The following is a 24,555-nucleotide window of genomic DNA, read 5'->3' on the forward strand; positions in this document are numbered from 1 at the left end:
GAAAAAGAATATTTATTTTTTCTGGAACTTCACAAGCAGTAAGCTACCGAAAATAAAATAAAGTATCAGAACTAATGTGCTGCCAAGTGCAAAACCATTGCTAAAAAGTTTATCTAACCCGTATTTGTGATGAAACAGACCGATTCCGACTATACATTGGCATAGTGCATAACAAATATTTGCTGTTGCCGTATAACCAAAAAGCCCTAAGAAGCGAACTTTTGTTATTCCAAAAATAAAATGGGGCATCGCGTTTGCGAGCAATACAGCTATACTAAAATCGATAAAGTTCATAATTTTATTGTTTTTTCGTGATTCATAAAAAATGAGACCGCCGGTATTTCAAAAGCAAAACACTTTTCATGCTGAACAATATCAGCTAATGTTTCGCTTCTAAAGAAATCAATTTTTAAAGGTCTTATGTCTTTTGGATCGAACTTTAACGCAATATTCGCCTGTCGGAATAGGCCATTGTCCAGTGGAGTTAAGGCTTGGTCCTGAATAATTATTTTATTCAGGAGTTGATTGATATCTTTCGACAGCTGGAGAAATTGACTTGGAATATTCCAGTGATCACAGGGTTGGCAAACAACCTCCAAGTCTGGTGCATTGCTTCTTCCAGGGATTATTTTGGTGTGAGTTTGAACGCCGATATGGTTATGTTGGAAAGCCAAAGGTTGATGTGTATACATCATGCTACTGAATAAACGACTACCGATGCAATAGATCTGGCTACTCATTACATTTGCGAGAAATAGGACTGTAGGCACTTTAAATTGCTCTTGGGTTTGACTGATGTAAAGTCTCCAATTACTCTGTAGAGGTGACCCATATAAGGATTGTAAATGATATAGTTTTGCAGGGCCGAAATGGCCATGGCGGTAAGTTAGCACTGAAAATAAAACATGGTTACCGACAGGATCGAGGGTAATTCCTGGGGGGACGAATTGTTGAATTCTGGCGAGAGGCACCATCCAGTTTAAATAAACTACATGGCTAATTTCACTTTTCAATTTTATTGCTGAAAAGGGTTTGGTAAGTATAAACTTTGTTTTCCTTAAGAATAGACTATTCAGAAAATTTTCAATGCTTAATGTAAATTTGTTTAGTTTGGCAGCGCGAAATTCTTTTTCTATTAATGACATGATAACAAGCTGAAAATCTATGAATTGCTGTATGGTTCAACTTAATATTTTGCTGGGTAGCTTATATCTATTTTTTATGCCTGCGAGGACTTTCTTGTAGTATTTAGTTTTATTGGTTTCGTCAATAACGACAATTTCAACATCGTTTGCTTGAAGTAATTGCATTTTATCTTTGGAGAGTGCATACCATTTTTTAGTTGTATAATAAAAGAGTTGATTTTCAATAAATGCGCTTCGTCTATAATACTTATTTCTGGCGCGATAGGTTAGCAGCCACCAAAGGTCTATTTCTACAAAATCAAGCGATAGACCTAGAATGTGGATATCCTGTGTGAAAAATAAATCAATCCAGGATTGGAGTTTAGTATCCTTTTTTCGGCTTAATCTTTTAATTAGTGCAGCCTTGTAGACCGTTTGTGAATTATAATTTGTCCCAACAACCACATAATCCCTCATTTTTTGCAATTGCCCACAGTAATGTTCATAACCTAGGTTAATGGAAGATGGATTTAGGCAGTCACCGTGTATATGCCAATAGCTCGTGTTGCCGATTTGGTGTTTACGAAATACACTGTAGGTCGTTTCACGGATTAAGCCGGTATTTGCTGTGGCGATTTCTCCTTCTAAACTGAATTCATAGTTAGTGGTGATTATGTTTTCGATCGAAAGATCCCGAATTAATTGGTGTATTTCGTTTTGATTGATTTGAGAGACGCAATCCGATATATAGGTTTTGAGTTCTCTTTCATTAATATGTTTTTCTCGAATTGCGTTAAGGAATATTTCCTCATACAACATAGGAAAAGGTTTTTGTCCATTTTCTAATGAGCTGACTTTATACTTTTCTTTGATGTTGTGTAGTAAATCACTCCAGCTTATTCCTGGTGAAATATTATTAATGTCGTTTCCAACTAATAAAGCAAACTTGTTCATTGTATTATAAATCAAGATTCACGCATGTAAAGTTAAATGACGATGTCAATCAATCTCATTTTTGGATGTAACATATAATCTATTGAATTTAGATTTCTCTCCTACGAATTTAATAAAAAATCGTAGGATTTATGTCAACTAGATTTGTGATGGTACTGTAAATGGTATTGTCGGCAGGGCCATGGAAGCAATATCGTGTAAATTGAAACCTCTGTAAAAAATGATTATGTCATTGCGAGGGGCGGATCAGTCAGATATGTTGTTTTTATTCGTCAAAAAAGGCTAGGCGAACCAACTTCCTAGCCTTCACGGTATAACTCATCCTATGCTATAACAAACAAATAACAAAGCAGCACAAGAAATGTTTGATGCCTCGTCAATGATGTGAGGTCTGTGGTGATATGGCTTGACAATGATATCACGGTCTTGATAACATGTTCCCTCATAAATTTTAGTAATATTTTGTTGTGTTATTGTTTGCTTTTGAGGGTGATATGAAGAGTTGGTCCTGTTAAAATCACTTTTGGTGAACGCGTACACCGAAGAAAATTTTGTGTAATATTCGGTATCTGTAACCTACCGCTTACATCCAGCTAATAGTCCGTTCTGCGACAGAGGATCACACTTAACTTTGTATAAAAATAGAAGCTAAATGACGATTGATAAAATGTGTTTCCCTTTTTTAATACACAATGGCAATTTTTTTAGCATAGAAAAAGGTTAAGTCATAAAAAAAGTTCGGATATGGAAATTAAAGAAAACAAATTGATCGGTGTTTCTTATAGAGATACACCAAACAAAGGTGGAATTATTAAACCCGTTTATATTATTATGCACTACGATGGTGCATCCAATGCAACGAGTGCAATTGATTGGATGACTGATTCCCGGAGCAAGGTCTCTGCCCATCTTCATATCAGCCGTGTTGGTGTTATAACGCAATTGGCCCATTTTAATATTAAATGTTGGCATGCGGGCCTTAGTACTTGGGCCGGTCAAAGAGATTTGAATAATTGTAGCATTGGAATTGAATTGCAAAATAAAGGTACGGAGAGCTACACCGAAAAACAGATCAATGTGGCGATAGCTGTTTGTAAAACAATTGTCCGTACTTATTCAATTCGGGAGATTTTGGGACATTCGGATATTGCGCCTGGAAGAAAGGAGGATCCGGGGATACAGTTTCCCTGGGAAAAATTTAAACCGTTAACAAAAGGAAGTTATAATGGAATTACTTGAGATTTTGGAGAAATTGATTATCCCTGTAGTGACAGCTGTAGGGGGGTATTATGTTGGAAGGCCCAAGCAGCAAGCCGAAGTGGAGGCAACAAATGTTGAGAATGCCGGAAAGGTGATTGAAAAATGGGAAGGATATGCCAATAGATTAGAGAAAGATATTGAGCAATTACGGACGATCATTGAAGATCTTAATGAAGGGTTACGTTTAGCAAATGACGAACGTACGTCTTGCGCTAAAACCTTAACGGATTTGCAAGTGAAATATGATGATCTCATGAAACTTTATAATAGGTTACAGGTTGAATTAAAGTGAGTTAAAAATGAAGAATACACTACAGATAATCGCAATGCTGCTACTGGTTAGCAGCTGCGGTTTGTTTAGAAAAGTTGAGAAAACCAAGGGGTCACAAGAGTTTGGTGTCAACGAGAAAAATACCAATTATGCTACTATAGCACAGAACACGGAACATATACAAATTGTTCGATCAGATAAAGAGGTTTTGGTAACAGATGAATATGTGATGCAAATTGAAGGTGAAGGGATCCAAATTATGCAGGATGGTGCTGTTCAGCTACGTAAGGGAAAAGTCTATACGAAAAAGGAACATTATTCTGAAAAGCTGCAGCTTGAGAGTAGGTTCGATACCAATTGGAAAGCTCAGAAGGTAAAAAGTCGTCAGCAAATTGAAACGAAAATGGAACTACGCAAAGCACAATCAAAAGAGGTTTCAAAACCAGCGGTGTCAAGCCTTCTTTATTTTTTAATGGGTGGCAGTGTATTGGTCGGTTTGATTATTTGGTGGATAAAGAAACGTAAGTTTGTTGAGTCTTGGTAGTTTCCGATTAAAAAATGTTACTATTATTCTTAATGAAATTCAGATAAGAAACACAAAATAGTCCTTGAGTATTTAAAATTCAAGGACTATATTTTTGGAACCGGGCAGAATTGCCGAATTAGCAGAGCTGGTAGTGTAAATTGAACTGTGTCACATCACTCCTTTTAGGGTTCGTTCTCGGAGGCTGAAAGCCTCGAGAGCGAACCCTAAAAGGAGTTGCCGAAGGCTTTAATCCTGTCCCCAAATTTAATATGTAATTGTTGCATTGTCAATCCCCAATTCCGAATAGGCATGGTCCATTTTTTTGATATATCCTTGATGGTCAGGTAAACTAGCTTTAATAGAGCCTGATCGGATGTAAATGCTCCCTTGGTTTTTGTAATTTTTCTGACCTGCCGGTGCATCGCCTCGATGGCATTTGTCGTATAGATAGCTCTGCGGATATCGGGCGAATACTCAAAGTAAGTAGAGAGGTTCCCCCAATTATCCAGCCATCCTTTTACAGATAAGGGATATTTCTTGCCCCATTTCTCATCAAACTCCAATAGTTTTTCGTAGCCCTGATCCTGACTATTTGCTTGATAGATAGGCTTTAAATCTGCAACAACGGCTTTTTTATCTTTTTCCGGAACATACCGCAGACTTGAGCGTATCTGGTGAACTATGCAAAGCTGTACCTGGGTTTTCGGATAAACAGCTTCGATAGCATCGGGAAAACCCTTTAATCCGTCGACGCACGCAACCAGAATATCTTCTACGCCGCGCTGCTTCAGATCGGTCAGTACCGAAAGCCAGAACTTGGCCCCTTCATTTTCCGAAAGATAAATGCCGATCAGGTCTTTACGACCATCCCTGTTTACCCCAAGTATATTGTACACCGCACGGGTCTGGACACTGCCATTGTCTTTAACTTTATAATGCATACAATCCAGAAAAACAAAGGGATATACCGATTCAAGCGGACGGTTTCGCCATTCGTTCAGGGCAGGGATAACCTTGTCGGTAATATTGGAGATCTCCGTAGCAGATATATCCATGGCGTACATCTCCTTAACATAACCCGAGATATCCCGCGTACTCATGCCCCTGGCATACATCGCTATAACGTTGCCCCTTCCAGTTCGTCAGTGATAATCAACTGTCGTTTAGGAACTATTTTTGGCTCGAATGTACCGTTTCGGTCCCGGCCGCTCTCCAGTTCAAAATGTCCTGATTGAAGGCTCCTGACCGTTTTTTTCGTCTTCCCATTTTTACGGTTGATCTCTCCGGAAGCTCTATTCTCCTGTAGGTGGTGGTCCAGCTCTCCCTCCAACATGCTTTCCAGAAGGTGTTTCAGCATCGGAGCAAAAACTCCGTCTGTACCGCCCATTTTCTTGCCATCATAAAGGCCTTTCATTGCTTCCTCTTTGAAGCTTTCGAAGTCAAAATTGTCTTTACTCATATTCTGTGTCTAAATATAGAAATTCTTTATTTGACACAGTTCAGTTTACACCCTCGCAGAGCTAGTGTGATTGTACAAATAATACTAAACCCCATCGAAATGCCTGTCAATAAGGTAATAATTGGCAATCTGTTTAATTTCCTTTTTGAAATCACGATAGAGGTCAAATTGATTGCAAGCACAGATGATAGATTTCTGTAACGTGTCATTATTTATTTTTAAATAAGGGCCAAGTTCCTTATATATGCTACTTTTTACTTTTGTTTTCAGATTATCTAATTTTTCTGGCTGAAAAATACGTAGAACAACGGCGATAGCTTTGTAACGATGCTGAATATCCTTATAATTGATATATTCACCCATAATCTGTTGAGAAGGTATACCCACAAATTTACAATAGCAGTCAATTACTTGACTGATCTTGGAAAGGTCAGATTCATATATCTTATCGATGGATTTTAGTATTTCAGGATGATTTTCTTTCAAGAAACTCATGATGAATGAATAATATAGTGAGTTCATACCTTGTGAGCTATTTTTGTCGGTTATTGTACTGCTTTCTTCTTTTCTTAAATTACTGTTGTATTTTTGTCGTTGATGATAATCTACTGCGTAAACAATGTGCTGTCCGGGATGTTGTGTCATGAGCTGTTCCATTTTCTTTTTACCTTTAAGTATGAACTGATTTTAGTCTCGTTAATTGCAAATCCAATGAATAGCTAATTGACTTACTACCCTGCTCGTCTATTCTATGGATTTAATATATTTTATTTTTTTGTGTTAAACAAAGTTAAACAAATTTGTTAATCTTACAAGTTTGTTATAAGCTAATTTTTACTTTTTTTATGAATTTTTAAACTTATTTGTTTAACTGTAATATATTGATAATTAGATTTTTATTATTTTATTTTGATTGTCTGTTTGTTTAGGTTTAATAAGTTGTGTAACTTAGTGTCAGATTGTTATATATTTGTGTAACATTTGTTAAATACCCGATCGACTATGGAAACTTATCCAAATAATAACTTTGAAGTTTTACGCTTGGAGATGCGCGTTACTAACCGTGAATTCGCGTCTTTATTGGGTGTACGCGAACAGGTGTACTCGCGTATTAAAAAAGGAGAGTATCCTATTGGACTTACGATGAAAACACGTATTCAAGCGGCTTTTCCTCAGGTTCAGTATGACTGGTTGTTGTATGGAAAAGGTGAAAGAGTAGAGATAACTCCTTTAATGCACCCCGACACGATAGCAATGCTTAGTATTGGTAACGGTAAATCAATAGGGTATTTTTCGGAGGACGTCAAGTTTATTGACGAAAATAAGAATAATATATTTTTTGAAGTTTCCCCAGGACGATATTTGATGCAGACAAAACTTGTGACAGAGAAAGCTAAAGCGGGGTATTTGTCAGGCTTTTCTGATGCTGAATATATGGACGATTTACCGGCACATTTTATTACGGTCAATGAGTTCCATAAAGGTGCCTATCGTTCTTTTGAAGTTAGTGGTGATAGTATGACCGATGGAACCGATGCAAGTGTATTGGACGGCGATATTGTGACGGGACGTTTGATTAAAAGGGAGTTATGGCAATCAAAATTTCATACCCACAAATATCGTTATTGGGTTGTTGTACATAAATATGAAGGAGTCATTATCAAAGAAATTGCTCATCATGATGTCAATAACGGAATTCTTACCCTTCGTTCGCTAAATACTGATAAAACAAGATACCCGGATTTTGAAGTAAGTCTAGATGATGTTGACCAAATTTTTAATGTTGTAGATATTAGCCGTTCGCTTTAGGGGCAGCCTAACTCAGCATATGATCGTTTTGATGGTTCGTCTTTTCATATCAACGTTTATAGGTGGACCGTTTTGTTTAGGCTATAGGTGCGATAAATTAATCCAATCGCCCGCTATTAAATTGAAAGTTCTCCGTATCAATTCTTTATGATTTTGCTAAAAAATATAGAAATAAAAACTAATTATATTAGTTTTTATTTCTATATTTGATTATAAATTGAACGTTTGCGGGCATGTTGTTGCGTGCTGTCTTGGCGCACCTAGTATATATTTAATGTTGAGAAGGCCGATAACGTGAAGAGAATATTGGTTGCTCATTATTCAGGCATGTCCGTGGCGTTCAATTGAAATAATAGGTACATGTGCGCAGGTTGTCAGGGCGGGTAGAGGCATTTTTGAATAAATCAAACTATTTACTAAGTTGTACCTACGGACTTACCATTTACTAATCATCATATGTTTATTTTTGAAGCCAGGTTTTGAAATCTGGCTTTTTTATTTCTTATGCTATCAATTGTTGTTAATTTTAGTCTTTTACAAAGCTTACATCGGTTAATTTATAGGAAAAATTATCTTTTTCCCGTTCAGTTTCAGGTTTTTCCATTTCACTGTAGTGAACAGTTCCCTTCATCTTGAAGGTTGTATGGGAATCTAGATTGATTTTTTCTCCCTTATCGTCAAATACATAAAAGTTCTTAAGCGTATAATTTTTCTGATCTGCGGGAATTTCAAATAAAACATTGTTTTTTTCTGTTCCTACAGGTAATATAACGCTGAATGCAGTGAATTTTTCAGAACTAAATGCATGGGATTTAACTACGAAATTCATGGCCATAGTTTTTGATTTACCTGATGAGAATGTAAAGGATGGTGCATCAAATTCACCTGTTAATGTAATGGTTTTGTTTTGATTGTCATAGTTTGATTCGATAGCTTTTACCGTATCAACAGAACTGCCATTGCAAGATGTGAACAGCGCCATGGCCGAAGATATTAACAATGATGTCGAAAGTAAGTGTTTTGTTTTCATTGGGAAAAATCTCATTAATTGTATATTATTTTGAGCATAACGTACTTCATACTGCTATGCTCCTTTTTTAATTGTAAAGACTCTTTTTATTGATAGACAACTTCTGCTCATTTATGTTTTGGCAGTTTCGTGAAGATTTCTTTGAACCATCAATATACATGCCTTCATGATAATTTAAGCTCACATTCAATAACATCCGTTGATCAATTTTTATAAAAGTAAAGTATTGAGGAAGAGGTTTTAGTACTTGATTTAAATTCGGGGGGAATGAATTTAAATTCGCATGCCGTGGGCTTTTTTTCGTCTATAAGAGATAGGTAAATGATAAACGCGAGTTTTATTTCGGCGGAAATGTCAGTAAACTGGTTATAAAGATTTGATCTTATACGATTAGCCCAATGTTATGATCAATTTTTTGATTTAAAAAAGACCAAGTTAATAACTAAACAAGTGAGTGTAAGTAAAGAAGAGCAAGTTCGGATGTTATTCCAAAATACCCAGGGTTTTTCAAAAGCGTCACGTGCAAGTCTTAACGATTTTTCTGAAGATATCAATAGGTCTATCGAGGCTAATTGATTATTTAAGGGTACATTTTGCGTGCCTGTAACCACAAATACACCAATAATATAGCTTAGGCATGCTGCTAGGGTTAGATAAAATTTTGGCGAATACAGATCAAAAAATAATATGGTAGCCATGAATAACAAAATTGGTGCACCTAGAAAACAGCAGTAAAAAGCTGAGTTTAGTATTTCTTTATTGATATTTTGCATGGCCATCAAAAAGGCTTTATCGTTGAGTTTATGTAGACCCAAATTGACCGAAAAGGTATACGAAAAAAACAAGCCTGATATGATAGCCGAAAATATTGTTGCCAGCGCTAAAATGATGTCTTGCGATTTCATGTCTATATTTTTTTTGATGTACAATGTTTTACTGAACCTAATTCTCTAGGAGCTCTAATTTATCAAAGCATTGTTTTCTTATAGCAAATCTTTCGAAGAAGTTGAGGCTTTAAGAAATTACACACTTTCGTTGAGCTCGCCCTTAGACAATACAAAAGTTGTGATAAACAGTGAGTCAATATAGAATAAAAACGACAGTAACCTACTTTTTGTTAAATGATGTTGGCGTTGTTCCTGTGAAAGTCTTAAAGACACGAATAAAGTGCGATTGGTCGGAGAACCCATTTTCATAAACAATTTCCGTTAGCTTTTGGAAATCTTTGCTATTAAGCTGTTTCAAAGCGGCCTGAAACTGTACCATTTTAGCGAATTGTTTAGCGGACACCCCAGTTTCCTTGAAAAACCTTCTTTCAAAAGTTCGGATGTTCAATGCTTCTTTTTTTGCAATTTCCTTAATAATGATTTGGCCCTTTTTTTTGATGATTTCGAGAATTGCTCGCTGAATCGAAAAATCTATGTTATATTTCTTGCTATCGAAAAAGCTGAGGAGCGATTGTGTTAATAGTTGGATGCTGTTTTCAGCATTTGAAGATGAGAATAATGTACTGCTTAGTTGGTGGAAGGCTCTATTTGAAGGAGCATCTAGATCATAGCAGTCGTCGTTTATGCTTTCGGGCGAGATACCCCAAAATCGGCGTAATACAAATGGGTAAAATTGAAAAACGATAATCTGAAAAGGCCCTGTTACATCTATTGAAATCGGTTTTATTGTCTGACCATAGAGAAAAATCGTCGGCATCTTTTTATCATGGGGCTTGATTGTAAAATCACCATAGCATCGTTGAAACAATAGACCAGGGTAACCATCAGCATAAAAAGGTAAGTTTACGCGATCATTTTTCTGACTTTCAAATACCAGGATCGCCTTTACGAATAATGTAATGGATGTATCAGGGCTGATAATTTGAGAATTCATCAATTAACTTTGTTGGCTTTTGATTACGACCTGTTGTACGTTTAAATATACTGAAAAATCTATTATAAGATGGAGTTGCCCTAAGATTTTCATTAGCGGATTTGTAATATCATGGTATATCTAAAGTCTACGCATGTAATCCGATTTATTTGAAATAAGAAAGGGGATTTTCTCTTCTCACCTGAAATAATTGTGCATGTTCCAGTAATTTAACATAATTATTTTGCCAATAATTGGCAATCCAATTTGAATCCAACGAAGGGTTGTAATGACTCAGGTCACTTTTTAAAACGACCGAATCCACTGCTGTCCCAACATTCCAAATGCTTATTTTGCTGTAACGTCCCCTGTAGGGAGGGGTATAACATTTAATAGCCTGCACGCAACTGTCAACCGAGGGATAATCATAACTGTCGAAATTATCCAATGTTGCAATGCTGATTTTCTGATAATTTTCATCAATCGCAAAGAGTTCTGAATGTGTTTCGATGATTTCTCCGCAAATAGAGTTCCTGGATTTCTCTTCGTTCCAAAAATACTGAATGGGAAAACTATGCTTATAAAACGCGGTTTTCCCTTTGATTTTAAGTGGTTTGCTGTTGTGGTATTCACCTATCTCAATAAAATTTTCAACCTTTGGATTAAACAAATAGGCATGTTCTTGCCACTTCTTGTTCCATACAATATCTTCAAAACCGTCTTTGTTTTGATCGGTAAACGATAATCCTGAATTATTGGTCTTATAATCCATATCTCGCATAATGAGGTGCCATTGATTATTTTGCAGCTTTTCGACCTGAAAGAAACACGCTGAGTCGTTTTTAAAGACGGAAAATCTATAACGCTTATTTGCTATAAAAGAACAATCTTGTTCTATCAGGTTGTAATTCGAAGTTTTTAGGCTATCGATTTCCTGGTAGACTAGAAAAGAATCCGGTAATTGCACATGCTTGTTGTGCGAGTTACAACTAAAGAATGCAACGGCGAATAGTCCCAGCAACAATTTCCAGCTCTGGTTTATTATTTTTGTACGGAATGGCTGTTTGAAATGTCTCATATCAATTAAGCTGTGCTGGTGCGTATTATTGATCGTCTGTCGTATACCTTTGTTTCAGTGAACTCTGACAATAGTGGTTATAATTTTTAAGATTCGTACTGTTGTTAAATAGCGTATAAAATAAATTGACTTTTTGTTATTGTACTCAAAATTGAAACTACCATTATAGTTGGCTCCCACTAAATTTATTTGTGTTCAGGTCGGCAGCTGAGAGCGTTTTTAGAAGTTCTCTAGCTGCGGCGCTACCTGCACGGTTTGCACCGATTGTCGATGCTGATGGACCATAACCCACGAGGTGAATTCTTGGTTCTTTAGCGACCATGGTCGCTAGTCTGCCTGCCATTTGAATGCCACCCTGTTTTTCTTTTGGTAGCACTGCGTCTAGATGGCTCAATGAACTTTTAAAGCCTGTATTCCAAAGTATAACATCTGCTTTTTGTTCCGTTCCATCGGCCCATTTGATCCCCTTTTCGGTTATTTCTTGAAACATTGGAAAACGTTGAAGGACACCCCGTTTTTCCATCTCCTGGATTTCTGTAGAATAGGGGAGGCCCGTAACGGAAACGACAGACAAAGGTGAAAGCCCCAATCGTACACGTTCCTCTACCATAGCAACCGCATTATGCCCGGCCATGTCATCAAATGGCCCCTCTCTGAATAAAGGCGGTCGTCGTGTTACCCAGGTTGTCGTTGTAACCTTGGAAATTTGGTCCAATAGCTGAATGGCAGAAATACCAGCTCCAACAACAATAACATGTTTGCCACGAAAATACTCTGCAGTTTTAAAATCTTTTGTGTGAAGTTGCTCGCCCCGAAATAATTCTGCACCTGGATAGGTAGGAATATAGGGGTTTTCCCATGTTCCAGTGGCGTTGATAATACCGAGTGCTGAGAAAAGAGTTTCTGCCGTATCGATATGAAAGCGATCTTGGTACATGTAGACTTTTTCTACTTTAGCTGGTCGATATACTTGAAGTCCAAATTTTTCTTCATAAAGTTTAAAATAATGAGGAACAGCGGTGTTTGCCTGAACTTCCGCCCCTTTTGTTGATAAAGTCTCCTCAAACGACATGCCGGGCAAATCGTGTATTTTATTGACTGTACTTAAGGTAAGGGAGTCCCAGCGAAATTGCCAGGCTCCTCCTGGTGCAGAGGCTTCATCCAAGATGATAAAATCCGGCCCGATTTTAAGTCCGAGCTTCTTCAAATGATAAGCAGCAGAAAGTCCAGCCTGACCCGCACCAATGACTGCAATTTTTGTTTTGTAGCGAATGTTCTTTATCATACGAAAGAGGAGTTAACGCCAACCAAGTTCGGGAGCTACATGTTCCAAAATGGCTGAAAGAATGTGGACATTGTAGTCGACCCCTAGCGTATTTGGAATGGTCAGTAATAGCGTGTCTGCTTCCTGTATAGCTTCATCTTGCGCTAATTCTTTCACGAGTTGATCTGGTTCTGCGGCATAACTTCGCCCAAAAATCGTCCGCTTGTCCGATTCGATTACCCCAATTTTATCTGTTTTGTCAGCCTCTTGCCCGAAGTAATAACGATCTAAATCATCGACCAGAGCGAATATGGATCGACTGACTGAAACGCGGGGTTCACCAGGGTGCCCTGCTGCTTTCCAGGCCTCTTTGTATAAACGTATTTGTTCGGCCTGCTGAATATGAAAAGGTTTGCCATTTTCATCATATTTCAAAGTGGAACTTTGCAGGTGCATTCTGTTTTGAGCAGCCCATACAGCCGTGGCGTTCGATGCTGCTCCCCACCAGATACGATCACGTAACCCTTCCGAATGGGGTTCGAGCCTCAGCAAACCGGGTGGGTTTGGAAACATTGGATAGGGATTTGGTTCAGCGAAACCAATTCCTTTAAGTTTTTCTAAAAATTCCAATGCTTTTTGCCTTCCCATATCAGCATCTGTTTCGCCCTCGTTGATATTGTAACCAAAGTAACGCCAACCATCTATTACTTGTTCAGGCGATCCTCTGCTGATGCCGAGCTGCAATCTGCCCCCAGAGATTAGATCTGCAGCTCCTGCGTCTTCCACCATATAAAGGGGGTTTTCATAGCGCATATCGATGACGCCGGTGCCGATCTCAATTTTTGAGGTTTTGGCTCCAATGGCCGATAATAAAGGAAAGGGAGATGCTAGCTGATTCGCAAAATGGTGTACACGGAAATATGCACCATCTATGCCTATTTCTTCAGCAGCTACTGCTAGATCGATGGATTGCAATAAAGTATCGCTTGCGGTCTGCGTACTATATGCGGGATGCTTGGACCAATGGCCAAAAGATAAAAAGCCTATTTTTTTCATAAATCACAATGGGATTTGATGTCAATCAAATTTAATAAATGTTGCGATTATTTCGGTAGTTTACATTGTCCGATGGGTGTCAATAATATATGGTTTGAATGAATTTGCCAAATGACAAGTAGGCTGTGGCTCAAAAAGAGTAATTTTATATATTATTCAATTGTATTAGTGATTCAGGATGATGCTTTCAGACAAATTATTACAACAGATCGAGTTTATTAAGGAGATCGATAAGATTAAATATATCCAGCGCAGGACAAAACTTTTCAATAGTGACCGTCCCGAAAATGACGCTGAACATAGTTGGCATCTTGCCCTCATGGCTATTGTACTTTCAGAACACGCAAATCAATCAGTGGATTTATTGAAGGTAGTCAAAATGGTATTGATACACGATATCGTCGAAATTGATGCAGGTGATACTTTTATCTATGATACAGAAAAAAATCATACCAATACAGGTGCGGAGCGTTTGGCAGCTCAGCGGATTTTTGGAATTTTGCCTGGGCAGCAAGCAGAGGAACTCATTGCGATCTGGGAAGAATTTGAAGCTGGCCAAACGCCAGAAGCACAGTTCGCACGAGCGATGGATCGATTGGAACCACTTTTACAGAATAGTTCCAATAATGGTGGAACCTGGAATGAACCTGGTGTAAATTATGAAAAGGTTTATGCAAAAAAATCTGTCATCAAGGATGGCTCAGCAGTATTGTGGGAATATGCAGAAAAATTGATCGATGCTGGAGTTGCTCGAGGGATTCTCAAAAAGGGAGAGTAGTTAGGATACTGATCAATGGCAAGCAGTAAATCCGATACTATTGCTGACAGCTGCCAGCTTTTTATGATGATTGATAACTAAGTTCAGCGGTAAGTCTTCGAGTTCTATTTGTTTCCCAACAGAGGTTAGTGTCCAGCCATTTGGTAGTCCAACTTTATTGCTTTCCAAAATGAACTAATTCTATTTTGTATATTGTTTTGACTGAACGTGAGCTGCGAGGTTGCAAACATGCACGTTGTCAAAATGAATGTTCCTATTCTTTTCATGGGACATATTTACGAAATTGAGTAGTCAGACTAAATAGGAAGCATCAAAATTAAAGAAAACTTAATATTGGACCGCGAACTTAGCGTAGGTTATAACGCGTTGTTTTTTAGTATGGTCAAGAGCCTCTGAAAATCTGTTTGAAAAAAAAATACTATATGACAGGAAATTTAGTATGGAATTCTCTTGTGTAATTGTTTATAGCAAAAGCTGAACGGTTTATAGGTAAAAGTCTGTTGTTTACCGATGGAAATTGTTCTTTCACCGAAAACTTATGGTTTTTTAAAGTTTATTTTTTGAAATTGGATTGATAAACTATTCAATCTTTATTTATGATACACTTCTTTAATTCATTGGTAATTTTAACTATAGTAGGATTGATAACCATCTCTACCAATGTGAAAACCAAAGATCCTCAGGCCAATATTGGGGACACTATAGTAGAATATAAATCTTCAATCAATCGCACTATTAAGCCCAGTATCCTACACAATATGCGACAAGATAAGGTTCAACTATATATGGATTACAAAGATTCTATTTTGTAACATTAACTTTCTTATTTGAAGTGACTGTTTTTATTTTTTGAAAAATATAATTTTTAAATTACTTTATTGTTATATAGATTAATTTCGTATATTGAGTTATATTGAAAATCAAGAGGGTATGTTATGGCGTCTGTTCTGTTTTGCAGCGCTCTAGCGCAATTTCCATCTTTGTGAAGCCTATATTTTTAAATTGATTATTCTTAAATAGCTTGTTATGAAAAAGAAAAGTTCGTCGTGGTTTTTTTATGCCATTATTGCTATTGTCATTTGCGTATTTTTATTATTGAATCTACCTGAACTTATTCAGGGATTTATGAACGGTTATAATTCAGTTATTAAATAGCAGCCTGTTGTTTACCGTTTAATTTACCATACTTACCGAGTTTTTTACTGTGTTTATCTAAATTTTGTAGCTGTTGCACGCGCTGTATTGTAGTTTAGAATGAGTAAATAGAATAGGATTAACACCGTATTTCTTGAATTGAACTTAATCAGATCTAATGAAACGAGTCGAAATATTTAAAACCAATGTTTATCGAATGAAGGATGCACAGCGAATTGTTGCAACTCTTGTCAGCCTGTTTTCCTCTTATAAAATTAATTTCGATCTTGACGATGAAGAACGTATTCTAAGAATTGAATCTTCACAATTGGAAATTGAGACCAACAGCATTGTTAGAAAGATGTTTGAGTGGGGTTATCGTTGTGAAAGAATCATTTAATTATGCTCAAAAAATAAAAAACTAACAATTATATTAATTTTCATTGTAAATTGTGCTGGTAATTTGTTGAACAAAACTGTTGGCAGGTCTTAGGGATATTATGTCGAATAGTCAAGGATTTCAATATAGGATTATTCAAAAAAACAGTCTTGGTAAGCGCAATATATCGGATATGATTGGTAATAGAATGCTCATTCTTTTAATTTTCTTTATTTTTAATACAGATTGTTTGGCACAAAATGGTACTCCTTTATTGATGGGGAGGTCAGAGATTTTGCATTCAAAAGTTTTGGGTGAAGACAGAATGATCAACATTTATCTTCCCGACAATTATAACCCCAATGATGCTGTTCGCTATCCAATTGTATATGTTCTTGATGGTGGTGTTGATGAAGATTTTTTTCATATTGCGGGTATTGTCCGTTTCAGTACACAACCCTGGATCGATAGATTCCCTCGAAGTATTGTTGTTGGAATAGGTGGAAATACACGTAGGAGAGATTTTACCTTCCCTGTTGAAAATACAGATTTTATAGAAAAGGAAGGTTTTCAAAAAGCTAGCTTTCCCTCGTATGGTGGTTCCGATAAATATAGAACCTTCATGAAAAATGAATTGATTCCTTACATAAGTGGCAATTATAAATCGAATGGAAAACAGACTTTAATAGGAGAATCACTGGCTGGGCTTCTTTCCGTAGAGATACTATTAAAACAACCCGAACTATTTGATGACTATATTATTATAAGCCCAAGTTTGTGGTGGGGCGAGGAGTCATTATTGAAAAAAGCGGAGAAGTTTCTACAAGGTAATTTGAAAAAAGATGTAAAAGTTTATCTTGGTGTGCCCAATAAAGAAGAAGATGTGAGAATGTATGACGAGGCCATAGCGTTATCTGATATACTTAATAACAATAAAAAAATTCATTTTGTATTTGATTACATGCCTGATGAATTGCATTCCACTGTAATACATCAAGCGGTCTACAACGCTTTTAAGAAGTTGTATCCAAAAACATTTTATTCAAAATAGTGTGGGGATATGTAGCGATTAATTTTATTTTATACTTAGGTTTCTTCTATCGTGCCATTCATCTTCCAGGATTGACATCAATAGCTTGTCGTGAAATTGATTATCCCTAAAACAGGCTTTACGCATTCTTCCTTCCAATTGAAATCCTGCGTTTTCATATGCTTTTATCGCTGCATAATTCGGTTCAGATACCGTAAGCATAATTCTATTGAGCCCTAGATTTCCAAACCCTATATCTAGGATTAATTTGGTAACTAAAGAGCCTATCCCTTTCCCCCATTCTTGGCGATTCCCTATAAAGATAAAATACTCTCCGGATCTGTTTAGCTTGGAAATATTACAAATGCCCGCATACCCAATCAGTTTATTCGAATCGTTTAGGAAAATTCCACGATTAAAATTTTTAGAATCGTTGACAACGGATAAAAACCAATTGTCTATATGATCCTTTGATCGGAGTGACTGAAAAAGAGAGAGGGAATATTTAATAGATAAATCGTCATTGAGCCATTCATAAAATGGTGAGACATCTTCAACAGAGAGTGGTTTTAAGTTGACCATGGTTTAAGGTATATTGCATTCATTATTTTCAAAATTTATTCAGGTTCAAAGGCTCTTCAGCTAATGCTCGTTCCCCTGATAGATGCACATAGGGTCGTTTTTCTTTGCTCTTTCGAAGCTTTTTTTGTTAGAAATTGACGGAAGTACGATTTGCTATTAGCATTTGCATATGAAAGTGCAGGTAAATTTCCTGCGCTATCTTCTTGACCATTTTATTTTTACTGCTGATAGGTTGGAAGTCTCAAGACGTTGATTCGGTTCGACTTCAAAACCATTTTTCATATAGAAACCTAGCGGTGAATTATACGGGCAATTATTATTTTTTTTCTCCATGTGATGGTCTATCACCCAGCCGTTAAGCTCCGTTTCTTCAGATTTCAATCTGTCAAGTAGATTGGAACCTATTCTTTTTTTGTGTAAAAGACTTGAAAGTATAATAAGAAACCAGCGTTTTGTATCGCGATCAAATTTTGAACACCAACCGACAATTTGTTGATTTTGTTTGACAAGGATGTGTTGTGGTTGGCCTAAGCTTTCCAAATAGTTCTCAAAGGTCGATAGGCTGGAATATGCCATAACTGCGGGATATTCTTTATTCCGTAATCCCATGATAGCAATTTTTTCGTTCCTGTCAAGTTCTGAGGTCATCAGATATTCAGTCGATATTGTATTCATTTAGATTAATTTACCATAATTTGCTTAATTATAAAGAATAGAGTTAAAATATCTATATGGTAGTTTTACAACATACGGTTATGGCCGTATAGTCCTCATTCATGAGCAAATTTGTTGTTTTATTTTAACGGGTTAATGATCACTTGGTCCACCGTTTTCCCCTGCTGATCGAGAATTTTGAAGATTCCTTTTTCATCGTCTAAATCTACGCGAAGCACATTATTATTGGAATTTACAATGACCGGAAATTGTATCGTATTTGTCGCATTTTTGATGATGTTTCTATGTAAATGTCCTGATAGCATGATCTGTGTTCCTGCTTTGTTGAGGATAGGAACAAATTTCTCCAAAATCTCTTGTTCCCCATGCCATCCACCAAAAGGGGGCATATGACAGATTACGATCTTATATTTGGCATCTTTAAATGACGGATCTTCAATAGCTTGAGCTAACCAGGCCGCTTGTTCGCTTCTATAGTTATCCATATCTACAATGCCACTATATTCAATGTCGGTATCGGGTTTATCTTCACCACAATCTAAAATGATAAAACCAGCATTTCCATGCCTAAATTGGTAATATAGTTTACCTGTTGGTGTTGGGAAATATTGGGGATATTCAGTGGCAAAAGGTCCACGTGTTTCATGATTGCCTCTTGAATAAAACATTGGTTTTTCGCTGGCGAACTTTTTAATGGCGGTATCCATAAACCCTTCATATAGTTGTGTTTCACTTAATAGGTTATTAACCATATCACCGTTGAATACCACAAAGTCACTAGTCTTTAGACCGCCGATATCCAATAGCTTATCGAGAACCTCATTGCGTTCGTGAATATCATTAACTACCGTAAAATGGGTAGATTTGGCCATGCCAAAGGTTTGGAAAAATAGGGGTGCCTTTTGATAGACATCAGTGGCCACTACTTTTCCATATTGCACATTGACTCCAACATGTTTGAGAACTTCCTGACTATACACACGATATCTATAGCGTGTTCCAGGTTTTAAATTGGTCAATGTAACCTGATGTAAAGTGCCTACCTTTTTGAAGCCATAGGCAGCCGCATAATATTTTGGTCTTTCCTTAAAGTAAAAGTGACTGGAGTCATCTGGGGCCAGCTCAACCCAGCCAGTAGCAGGCTTGTCTGTCGTCCAAATAATGGAAACAGATTGCTCTGTCAGTCCTTGAATGAAAGGTAAGTGATTTATTCTGATCGCATCCTGACCAACTGCCATAAAACAATTGAAGAACAACAATAGGATGATGCATTTTAGTTTCGTCATTGTAGTACCTGGGTCTATAATTGATTTACCGATGTAAATCGGTTTTTCTTAAGCTAAAGATATAAAATTGTGTAAAAAAGCCATCAATCAAAATGTAACAGTCTTGCTAGACTACATGGCGCCCCGTTTTGTTTTTTGCTAAAAAAGTGCTGTAAACTGGTAATAATTAAGAAAATTAGACCTGTGTTTAGCTCCTATATTTGGAATAACCTAAGTAAGAGCACCTAATCAAACACAAATGAAAAAGATAGTTTTATTTTTATCTGTGTTTCTAACTTCACTAATTGCACTAGGCCAGCAGATCACGGGTACCGTACGTGATAAGAATGGTAAGCAATTAGCCGGAGTAACTTTAAGAAACACGAGTACTTCCAATAGTACACAGACCGATGATCAGGGGAATTTTAAGATTTCAGGTAAAGTTGGAGATGTCTTGGAGACGAGTTTTATCGGATACGAGCGGGCGCGTCAGCCTATCCCTGCAACCGGTAAAATGACCTTTACCTTGGTCGAAACATTAAGTATTCTTGACGAGGCCGTGGTAATCGGTTATCAAAGTACTTCCCGCAAAAAAGCTACTGCAGCTATATCAAGTATTTCAGGTAAGGATCTAGAAAATCTTCCAGCTGCCAGTTTTGATATGTTGCTTCAGGGAAGATTAGCTGGCGTCAACGTTCAGAATTTTTCTGGCGCTCCGGGTGCTTCGCCAACATTGGCTGTTCGTGGTACATCGGCAGTTAGCCTGAATTACTCCAATGACGACTATTACAATGTCATTAGTAATCCACTCTATGTTATTGACGGAGTTCCGCAGCCTACAGAACAATTTGTGGGTCCGAATACAGGAACAGGAACCAACTACCTTGCAGGTCTAAATCCGAATGATATCGAATCTGTGGACGTGCTCAGAGATGCTTCTGCTGCTGCAATTTATGGGTCTAGAGCAGCAAATGGGGTGATTATGATTACGACGAAAAAAGGGCGTAATGGCGATCCCCGTTTTATGCTAACCGGATATGGAGGTCTAACGCAACGGCCCGAACTACGTGAAGTAACACTCGGAAGAACCGAACGTGAGCAGAAGATGACGATACTAAAAAATCAACTCTCTTCCAACGATTTTAGAAATCTACCTTTTATGCTAACCGATTCGCTAAACCCTGCATTCAATGGAAATACAGATTGGCAGGATCTATTCTACCAAAAAGGAAAGATAAAGAGTGCAGACCTTTCTGTTAGCGGCGGATCGGCAATTAGTTCGTATCGTTTTAGCGGGAATTATTACGATGAGGCTGGGATCATTAAAGCAACCGGGTTTAAACGCTATACAGGAAGACTCAATTTGTCCAGTAAGGCTATCAATGAGCGTTTAACGATCAATCCCATTGTTGCCTATTCGTATAATAAGCGAGCGCGGGGGAGCGGGAGTGATGTGAGCCCAATAGCATTGAGTGCGGGTAGTATGCCATCATCACTTTTTAATCTTTCAGATGCTAAAAAAGCTTATCTTTTGGGTACCTATGATAGTAGTCTTGACAATAATGAATCTTCTAATCTGAATACCAATCTAAATCTGATTTTCAATATTGCACCTGGGTTAACTTTTACCTCCCAATCTGCCTATATTAAAGATATGGCCAATAGGGCTTATAATAGACCATCTGCCTTGATGAGCGGGGCTGGTAATTATTCGTCAGCTTATTCTTATGAGAATAGCCAGGTCAGGATATCGAACTTTTTAACCTACGTCAAACAGTTTGGAAAACACTCGCTTAATGTATTACTGGGCCAGGAAGCTGAAAAGAATAGAATGCAAAATGTATCAGCTTGGGGCAGCCAGGGCGTATCGGATCAGATCCAAGTGGTTACAGGTTTTCTGCAAAATAATATTGGTGCCAACTCCGATTTGCAAAAATGGTCACAGCTATCTTATCTCGGTCGCTTTTCCTATGATTTTGATAGTAAATACCTTTTTTCAGGTGCTGTACGTGCTGATGGTTCGTCCCGCTTTGGAGAGAACAACAAATGGGGATATTTTCCATCGGCATCTGTTGGCTGGATTTTAACTGAAGAAGATTTTCTGAAAAACAATCCTACATTCACCTTACTTAAAATTAGAGGAAGTTACGGGTTGACCGGATCTCTCCCCAAAAGCAACTATTTGCAGTATAATCTCTATAATGTCAATAATGGGGGGTATCAGGGTAATTCCGGAGCAACTTCCTATAATGGCCAAGTGGCTATTACACCAAACTTTAACAATGGCGTTGCCCAAAAGAATCTCAGCTGGGAGCGCAACAGGCAATGGAATTTAGGTGTCGATATGGAGTTGTACAAGGGGCGATTTACAGCTATGGTCGATGTCTTTAATAAGGAAAATTATGACGGACTATTTGATGTAATGCTCCCGGTGACTTCAGGATATGATTATGCCAAAACAAATTCTGTCGGGATTCGCAATTCAGGTGTCGATATTCAATTATCAGCTGATGTTCTCCCACGTAGCTCCGCATTGACCTGGCGATCCAATTTAAATATTTCTTATGTCAAGAATCGAATTATGAACCTTCCAAATGGTGGCCGTGATATGGTCATGGACGGCGATCGATTTGATAAATCACATATCCTTTCCGTAGGTAGTCCAATCAACGCATTCTATCTCTATAAAACTTTGGGCGTTTTTGCTACCCTGGATGATATTCCTGTTAACCCCTATACAGGTGAGCGTTATCGCAATTCCAATGGAACGTTCAATCCAGGAGATTTTTATTTTGAAGATGTTGATGGCGATTATTTTGTAGACGTGTTTAACAGTGGTATCAATCCTGATAAAAGGGCTATTGGAGATCCCAATTTTAAATGGACCGGTGGTTGGAATAATGTCTTTAACTATAAAGACTTTTCGCTTACTTTATTTTTTACCTATGGTTTTGGAAGAGATGTACTAAATCTTTTTGAATCAGATCAATTTAATAATTCCACTTCTGGAGATGCGGTATCAAATTTCACTTACTATTCGATACGGGATTTAGATAAACTGAATATTTGGAGGCAGCCAGGTGATAAAGCTGAATATGCCAAATATGATATTGGTACCTATCGCTACTACTATACCTCTGCACAGACTTTCTTTTTAGAAAATGGTTCCTATATGCGTTTCAAGAACCTTATTTTTTCTTACAACCTCCCTGAACGCATTAGCAAGAAATGGAGTATTTCTAAAGTGAGATTCTTTGGTATAGTTGACAATGTAGCCCGTTGGCAAAAATCAAAAAAATTGCCTGATGCCGAGGCAGTAAACCCATATGGAGAGTATAACGGTGGGGGTTATCCTATTCCAAGAAAATATACATTAGGATTTGAACTAACTTTTTAAGACGATGAAAAGATTTTTTTTAAACTATAGACTAGCTGTGCTACTGATGCTGGTTTTCTTGCTAGGGTCATGTAAAAAGTTTTTGGTGGAAGAACCTGTCAATTCAACCTTCGCGGGTGCGTATTGGAAAAGCTCCGGCGATTTGAGAAGTGCTATGGCAGGTAACTATGCCTTGGTACGGGATGTGATGAATTCAGGTAACTGGAATCCGAGTCCTCGATACTTTATGTATGGCGATGCAATTGCCAAGAATTATTTTACAATCCAGTATAATGGCGATGGTCTGGAAGGAATTCAAGACGGAGATTTCACATTTCAATACAACGTAGAAAACTTCGGAGACTGGACCAAGTATTATAAAGCGATTACAATGAGCAATATCCTTATTAATCGAGTTCCTAAGGTAGCGGACGACTTGCTGACCGATGTGACCAATCCGACGAAATTCAAAAATGAGATGCTCGGAGAGGCCTATTTTTTACGGGCGTTCACTTATTTTATGATGCTACGTGTTTGGGGAGATGTCCCCTTGGTAACTGAAGAATACGATGATCCTATTTCTGCTCCAGAATTAGCACGAAGTACCAAAAAAGAGGTTATGGCGCAGATTGAGAAGGACGCACTGTTGGCACATGAACTGCTACCTTGGCAATATTCACTTGTTGGGAATGCGAAAGTTACAGCCAATAAAGGCGCGGTGAATGCATTGTTAGCACATTTTTACCTTTGGAAGGCAACAATGAGCGATGTCAATTCAAACCAACCGGATCTCGAAACGGTAGACAAAGCCGATAAGGCCATCGATGAAATCTTAAATAATGGTATGTATTCATTGACCGATACATCTAATTATTACAAGACTTTCGAAGGACTTTCGAGTGAGGGTATTTTTGAAATTGCAATGAGTGAAAATACGCGTGAAGGAACCAACCAGCATATTGCCAATATGTTTTTGAGAACTGCGCAGCTGGCAACTACTGGAACAAATTCGAGGTGTTATGTCAATGCAGATTATCTGACAAATCATTTTTATAAAATAGACCAAGTTTGGGATTGGTATTGGAATACAAGTTTGCAGCAGTGGGAGTGGAAAGCGATGCCTTCACAGGTCTTTGACGATAGCGATATTCGCTGTCGACGTAATTTTACAGATTTAAACAGCGATAAAGCTACTTGCATAAAATATCAAAGTGTTGTCTATCGTAATCCATCACAAAAGCAAGATCCTTATGTTAGCAATAATTTGATTGTCTTTAGGTTAGCGGATATGCGCTTGTTGAAAGCCGAAATTGCACTCTACAGAAATCAAGTCTCTAAAGCGATAGATATCATCAATGAATTTAGAAAAAGGAATGGCGCCGATGAATCTGCATTCGTGGATAATACATCGAGTAAAGACGATGTCATGTACGAATATATTATTGAAAGAGGTAAGGAACTTTATCTCGAAGGGCATATTTTTTATGATCTATTGCGAACAAAGCAATACAGCAATTTTGTTCCATGGCTTTCAGAATCCCGTTTTCGTCAAGAAGGATTTTATTGGCCGATTAATCCAGCCCTATTCAAAAATAATAACAAGTTGACACAGACCTCTTACTGGAGAGGAAAGGTTTAAGCACTA

Annotated in this window: 22 protein-coding genes and 1 pseudogene; 9 read left to right on the forward strand and 14 right to left on the reverse strand. The window is 37.5% G+C overall.

Going from position 1 to position 24,555, the window contains the following annotated elements; genetic code table 11:
- Window positions 1–12 precede the first annotated feature (12 nt).
- Genes K2F45_RS06005 through K2F45_RS06015 form a run of 3 tightly spaced genes read right to left on the reverse strand, consistent with a single transcriptional unit; the run spans window position 13 to window position 2,078 of the window.
- Window positions 13–294 carry a hypothetical protein gene (locus K2F45_RS06005; RefSeq protein WP_075991365.1) on the reverse strand — a complete coding sequence of 94 codons (282 nt, stop codon included), beginning with the start codon at window positions 292–294 and terminating at the stop codon, window positions 13–15.
- A complete protein-coding gene (locus K2F45_RS06010) occupies window positions 291–1,145 on the reverse strand; it encodes a DUF2071 domain-containing protein (RefSeq protein ID WP_075991366.1) in 855 nt (284 codons plus the stop codon). Before K2F45_RS06010 ends, K2F45_RS06005 begins: the two co-directional genes overlap by 4 nt.
- A gap of 36 nt (window positions 1,146–1,181) precedes the next feature.
- Entirely contained in the window at window positions 1,182–2,078 is an 897-nt protein-coding gene (locus K2F45_RS06015) for an SIR2 family protein (RefSeq protein WP_075991367.1), read from the reverse strand.
- A gap of 744 nt (window positions 2,079–2,822) precedes the next feature.
- Here K2F45_RS06015 and K2F45_RS06020 point away from each other — a divergent pair.
- From K2F45_RS06020 to K2F45_RS06030, 3 genes are read left to right on the forward strand one after another with little or no spacing between them, the layout of a single operon-like run.
- A complete protein-coding gene (locus K2F45_RS06020) occupies window positions 2,823–3,317 on the forward strand; it encodes an N-acetylmuramoyl-L-alanine amidase (protein ID WP_248933133.1) in 495 nt (164 codons plus the stop codon).
- Complete coding sequence (locus K2F45_RS06025; protein WP_088160496.1) at window positions 3,304–3,630, forward strand: hypothetical protein; 327 nt, start codon at window positions 3,304–3,306, stop codon at window positions 3,628–3,630. The genes K2F45_RS06020 and K2F45_RS06025 overlap by 14 nt, the downstream gene beginning before the upstream one ends.
- Window positions 3,631–3,637: 7 nt before the next feature.
- On the forward strand, window positions 3,638–4,153 hold the full coding sequence (locus K2F45_RS06030) for a hypothetical protein (RefSeq protein WP_248933134.1): 516 nt from the start codon (window positions 3,638–3,640) through the stop codon (window positions 4,151–4,153).
- 206 nt (window positions 4,154–4,359) lie between these two features.
- Here K2F45_RS06030 and K2F45_RS06035 read toward each other — a convergent pair.
- Together K2F45_RS06035 and K2F45_RS06040 are read right to left on the reverse strand one after the other, a co-directional pair.
- Window positions 4,360–5,594, reverse strand: a pseudogene (locus K2F45_RS06035) (IS256 family transposase).
- 84 nt (window positions 5,595–5,678) lie between these two features.
- On the reverse strand, window positions 5,679–6,251 hold the full coding sequence (locus tag K2F45_RS06040) for a hypothetical protein (RefSeq protein ID WP_145327708.1): 573 nt from the start codon (window positions 6,249–6,251) through the stop codon (window positions 5,679–5,681).
- Window positions 6,252–6,596: 345 nt separating this feature from the next.
- Here K2F45_RS06040 and K2F45_RS06045 point away from each other — a divergent pair, with 345 nt between their 5' ends.
- Window positions 6,597–7,403 carry a LexA family transcriptional regulator gene (locus K2F45_RS06045; RefSeq protein ID WP_145327709.1) on the forward strand — a complete coding sequence of 269 codons (807 nt, stop codon included), beginning with the start codon at window positions 6,597–6,599 and terminating at the stop codon, window positions 7,401–7,403.
- Window positions 7,404–7,929: 526 nt separating this feature from the next.
- Here K2F45_RS06045 and K2F45_RS06050 read toward each other — a convergent pair.
- The 6 genes from K2F45_RS06050 to K2F45_RS06075 form a co-directional block, all read right to left on the reverse strand.
- On the reverse strand, window positions 7,930–8,433 hold the full coding sequence (locus K2F45_RS06050) for a hypothetical protein (RefSeq protein ID WP_248933135.1): 504 nt from the start codon (window positions 8,431–8,433) through the stop codon (window positions 7,930–7,932).
- Window positions 8,434–8,840: 407 nt separating this feature from the next.
- The gene (locus tag K2F45_RS06055; RefSeq protein ID WP_088160500.1) at window positions 8,841–9,338 is read right to left on the reverse strand and encodes an anthrone oxygenase family protein; all 498 of its coding nucleotides are present in this window, start codon (window positions 9,336–9,338) and stop codon (window positions 8,841–8,843) included.
- A gap of 202 nt (window positions 9,339–9,540) precedes the next feature.
- Entirely contained in the window at window positions 9,541–10,314 is a 774-nt protein-coding gene (locus K2F45_RS06060; protein WP_088160501.1) for a helix-turn-helix domain-containing protein, read from the reverse strand.
- Window positions 10,315–10,459: 145 nt separating this feature from the next.
- Complete coding sequence (locus K2F45_RS06065) at window positions 10,460–11,371, reverse strand: hypothetical protein (RefSeq protein ID WP_088160502.1); 912 nt, start codon at window positions 11,369–11,371, stop codon at window positions 10,460–10,462.
- A 163-nt stretch (window positions 11,372–11,534) separates the two neighbouring features.
- Entirely contained in the window at window positions 11,535–12,656 is a 1,122-nt protein-coding gene (locus tag K2F45_RS06070) for an NAD(P)-binding domain-containing protein (RefSeq protein WP_248933136.1), read from the reverse strand.
- A 12-nt stretch (window positions 12,657–12,668) separates the two neighbouring features.
- Entirely contained in the window at window positions 12,669–13,691 is a 1,023-nt protein-coding gene (locus K2F45_RS06075) for an LLM class flavin-dependent oxidoreductase (RefSeq protein ID WP_112373585.1), read from the reverse strand.
- A gap of 178 nt (window positions 13,692–13,869) precedes the next feature.
- Between K2F45_RS06075 and K2F45_RS06080 the strand changes: the two genes are divergently transcribed.
- The 3 genes from K2F45_RS06080 (at window position 13,870) to K2F45_RS06090 (ending at window position 17,033) form a co-directional block, all read left to right on the forward strand.
- Window positions 13,870–14,469 (forward strand): HD domain-containing protein, encoded by a 600-nt coding sequence (locus K2F45_RS06080; RefSeq protein WP_232475691.1) that lies wholly within the window; start codon window positions 13,870–13,872, stop codon window positions 14,467–14,469.
- 1,312 nt (window positions 14,470–15,781) lie between these two features.
- The gene (locus K2F45_RS06085; protein ID WP_075991379.1) at window positions 15,782–16,003 is read left to right on the forward strand and encodes a methyltransferase type 11; all 222 of its coding nucleotides are present in this window, start codon (window positions 15,782–15,784) and stop codon (window positions 16,001–16,003) included.
- A gap of 172 nt (window positions 16,004–16,175) precedes the next feature.
- The gene (locus tag K2F45_RS06090) at window positions 16,176–17,033 is read left to right on the forward strand and encodes an alpha/beta hydrolase (protein WP_248933138.1); all 858 of its coding nucleotides are present in this window, start codon (window positions 16,176–16,178) and stop codon (window positions 17,031–17,033) included.
- 24 nt (window positions 17,034–17,057) lie between these two features.
- Here the strand turns inward: K2F45_RS06090 and K2F45_RS06095 are convergent, their stop codons facing one another.
- The 3 genes from K2F45_RS06095 to K2F45_RS06105 all read right to left on the reverse strand — a co-directional run bounded on the left by K2F45_RS06095 (window position 17,058) and on the right by K2F45_RS06105 (window position 19,555).
- A complete protein-coding gene (locus K2F45_RS06095) occupies window positions 17,058–17,594 on the reverse strand; it encodes a GNAT family N-acetyltransferase (RefSeq protein WP_075991380.1) in 537 nt (178 codons plus the stop codon).
- Window positions 17,595–17,789: 195 nt separating this feature from the next.
- A complete protein-coding gene (locus K2F45_RS06100; RefSeq protein WP_248933139.1) occupies window positions 17,790–18,269 on the reverse strand; it encodes a GNAT family N-acetyltransferase in 480 nt (159 codons plus the stop codon).
- 119 nt (window positions 18,270–18,388) lie between these two features.
- Entirely contained in the window at window positions 18,389–19,555 is a 1,167-nt protein-coding gene (locus K2F45_RS06105) for a purple acid phosphatase family protein (RefSeq protein WP_075991381.1), read from the reverse strand.
- 238 nt (window positions 19,556–19,793) lie between these two features.
- Between K2F45_RS06105 and K2F45_RS06110 the strand changes: the two genes are divergently transcribed.
- Together K2F45_RS06110 and K2F45_RS06115 are read left to right on the forward strand one after the other, a co-directional pair.
- Window positions 19,794–22,931: a SusC/RagA family TonB-linked outer membrane protein gene (locus K2F45_RS06110; protein WP_248933141.1), complete on the forward strand. Its 3,138-nt coding sequence runs from the start codon at window positions 19,794–19,796 to the stop codon at window positions 22,929–22,931.
- A 4-nt stretch (window positions 22,932–22,935) separates the two neighbouring features.
- Window positions 22,936–24,549, forward strand: coding sequence for a RagB/SusD family nutrient uptake outer membrane protein (locus K2F45_RS06115; protein WP_248933142.1), 1,614 nt, complete (start codon window positions 22,936–22,938; stop codon window positions 24,547–24,549).
- Window positions 24,550–24,555: the final 6 nt, after the last annotated feature.

This window comes from Sphingobacterium siyangense (assembly GCF_023277505.1).
Lineage (GTDB): Bacteria > Bacteroidota > Bacteroidia > Sphingobacteriales > Sphingobacteriaceae > Sphingobacterium > Sphingobacterium siyangense.

Coding starts and splice junctions, on each gene's coding strand:
- K2F45_RS06015 (WP_075991367.1), bottom strand. CDS start 2,078: ATGAACAAGTTTGCTTTATTAGTTGGAAACGACATTAATAATATTTCA.
- K2F45_RS06105 (WP_075991381.1), bottom strand. CDS start 19,555: ATGACGAAACTAAAATGCATCATCCTATTGTTGTTCTTCAATTGTTTT.
- K2F45_RS06100 (WP_248933139.1), bottom strand. CDS start 18,269: ATGAATACAATATCGACTGAATATCTGATGACCTCAGAACTTGACAGG.
- K2F45_RS06080 (WP_232475691.1), top strand. CDS start 13,870: ATGATGCTTTCAGACAAATTATTACAACAGATCGAGTTTATTAAGGAG.
- K2F45_RS06060 (WP_088160501.1), bottom strand. CDS start 10,314: ATGAATTCTCAAATTATCAGCCCTGATACATCCATTACATTATTCGTA.
- K2F45_RS06070 (WP_248933136.1), bottom strand. CDS start 12,656: ATGATAAAGAACATTCGCTACAAAACAAAAATTGCAGTCATTGGTGCG.
- K2F45_RS06050 (WP_248933135.1), bottom strand. CDS start 8,433: ATGAAAACAAAACACTTACTTTCGACATCATTGTTAATATCTTCGGCC.
- K2F45_RS06065 (WP_088160502.1), bottom strand. CDS start 11,371: ATGAGACATTTCAAACAGCCATTCCGTACAAAAATAATAAACCAGAGC.
- K2F45_RS06045 (WP_145327709.1), top strand. CDS start 6,597: ATGGAAACTTATCCAAATAATAACTTTGAAGTTTTACGCTTGGAGATG.
- K2F45_RS06055 (WP_088160500.1), bottom strand. CDS start 9,338: ATGAAATCGCAAGACATCATTTTAGCGCTGGCAACAATATTTTCGGCT.
- K2F45_RS06095 (WP_075991380.1), bottom strand. CDS start 17,594: ATGGTCAACTTAAAACCACTCTCTGTTGAAGATGTCTCACCATTTTAT.
- K2F45_RS06005 (WP_075991365.1), bottom strand. CDS start 294: ATGAACTTTATCGATTTTAGTATAGCTGTATTGCTCGCAAACGCGATG.
- K2F45_RS06030 (WP_248933134.1), top strand. CDS start 3,638: ATGAAGAATACACTACAGATAATCGCAATGCTGCTACTGGTTAGCAGC.
- K2F45_RS06110 (WP_248933141.1), top strand. CDS start 19,794: ATGAAAAAGATAGTTTTATTTTTATCTGTGTTTCTAACTTCACTAATT.
- K2F45_RS06085 (WP_075991379.1), top strand. CDS start 15,782: ATGAAACGAGTCGAAATATTTAAAACCAATGTTTATCGAATGAAGGAT.
- K2F45_RS06040 (WP_145327708.1), bottom strand. CDS start 6,251: ATGGAACAGCTCATGACACAACATCCCGGACAGCACATTGTTTACGCA.
- K2F45_RS06075 (WP_112373585.1), bottom strand. CDS start 13,691: ATGAAAAAAATAGGCTTTTTATCTTTTGGCCATTGGTCCAAGCATCCC.
- K2F45_RS06010 (WP_075991366.1), bottom strand. CDS start 1,145: ATGTCATTAATAGAAAAAGAATTTCGCGCTGCCAAACTAAACAAATTT.
- K2F45_RS06025 (WP_088160496.1), top strand. CDS start 3,304: ATGGAATTACTTGAGATTTTGGAGAAATTGATTATCCCTGTAGTGACA.
- K2F45_RS06020 (WP_248933133.1), top strand. CDS start 2,823: ATGGAAATTAAAGAAAACAAATTGATCGGTGTTTCTTATAGAGATACA.
- K2F45_RS06090 (WP_248933138.1), top strand. CDS start 16,176: ATGATTGGTAATAGAATGCTCATTCTTTTAATTTTCTTTATTTTTAAT.
- K2F45_RS06115 (WP_248933142.1), top strand. CDS start 22,936: ATGAAAAGATTTTTTTTAAACTATAGACTAGCTGTGCTACTGATGCTG.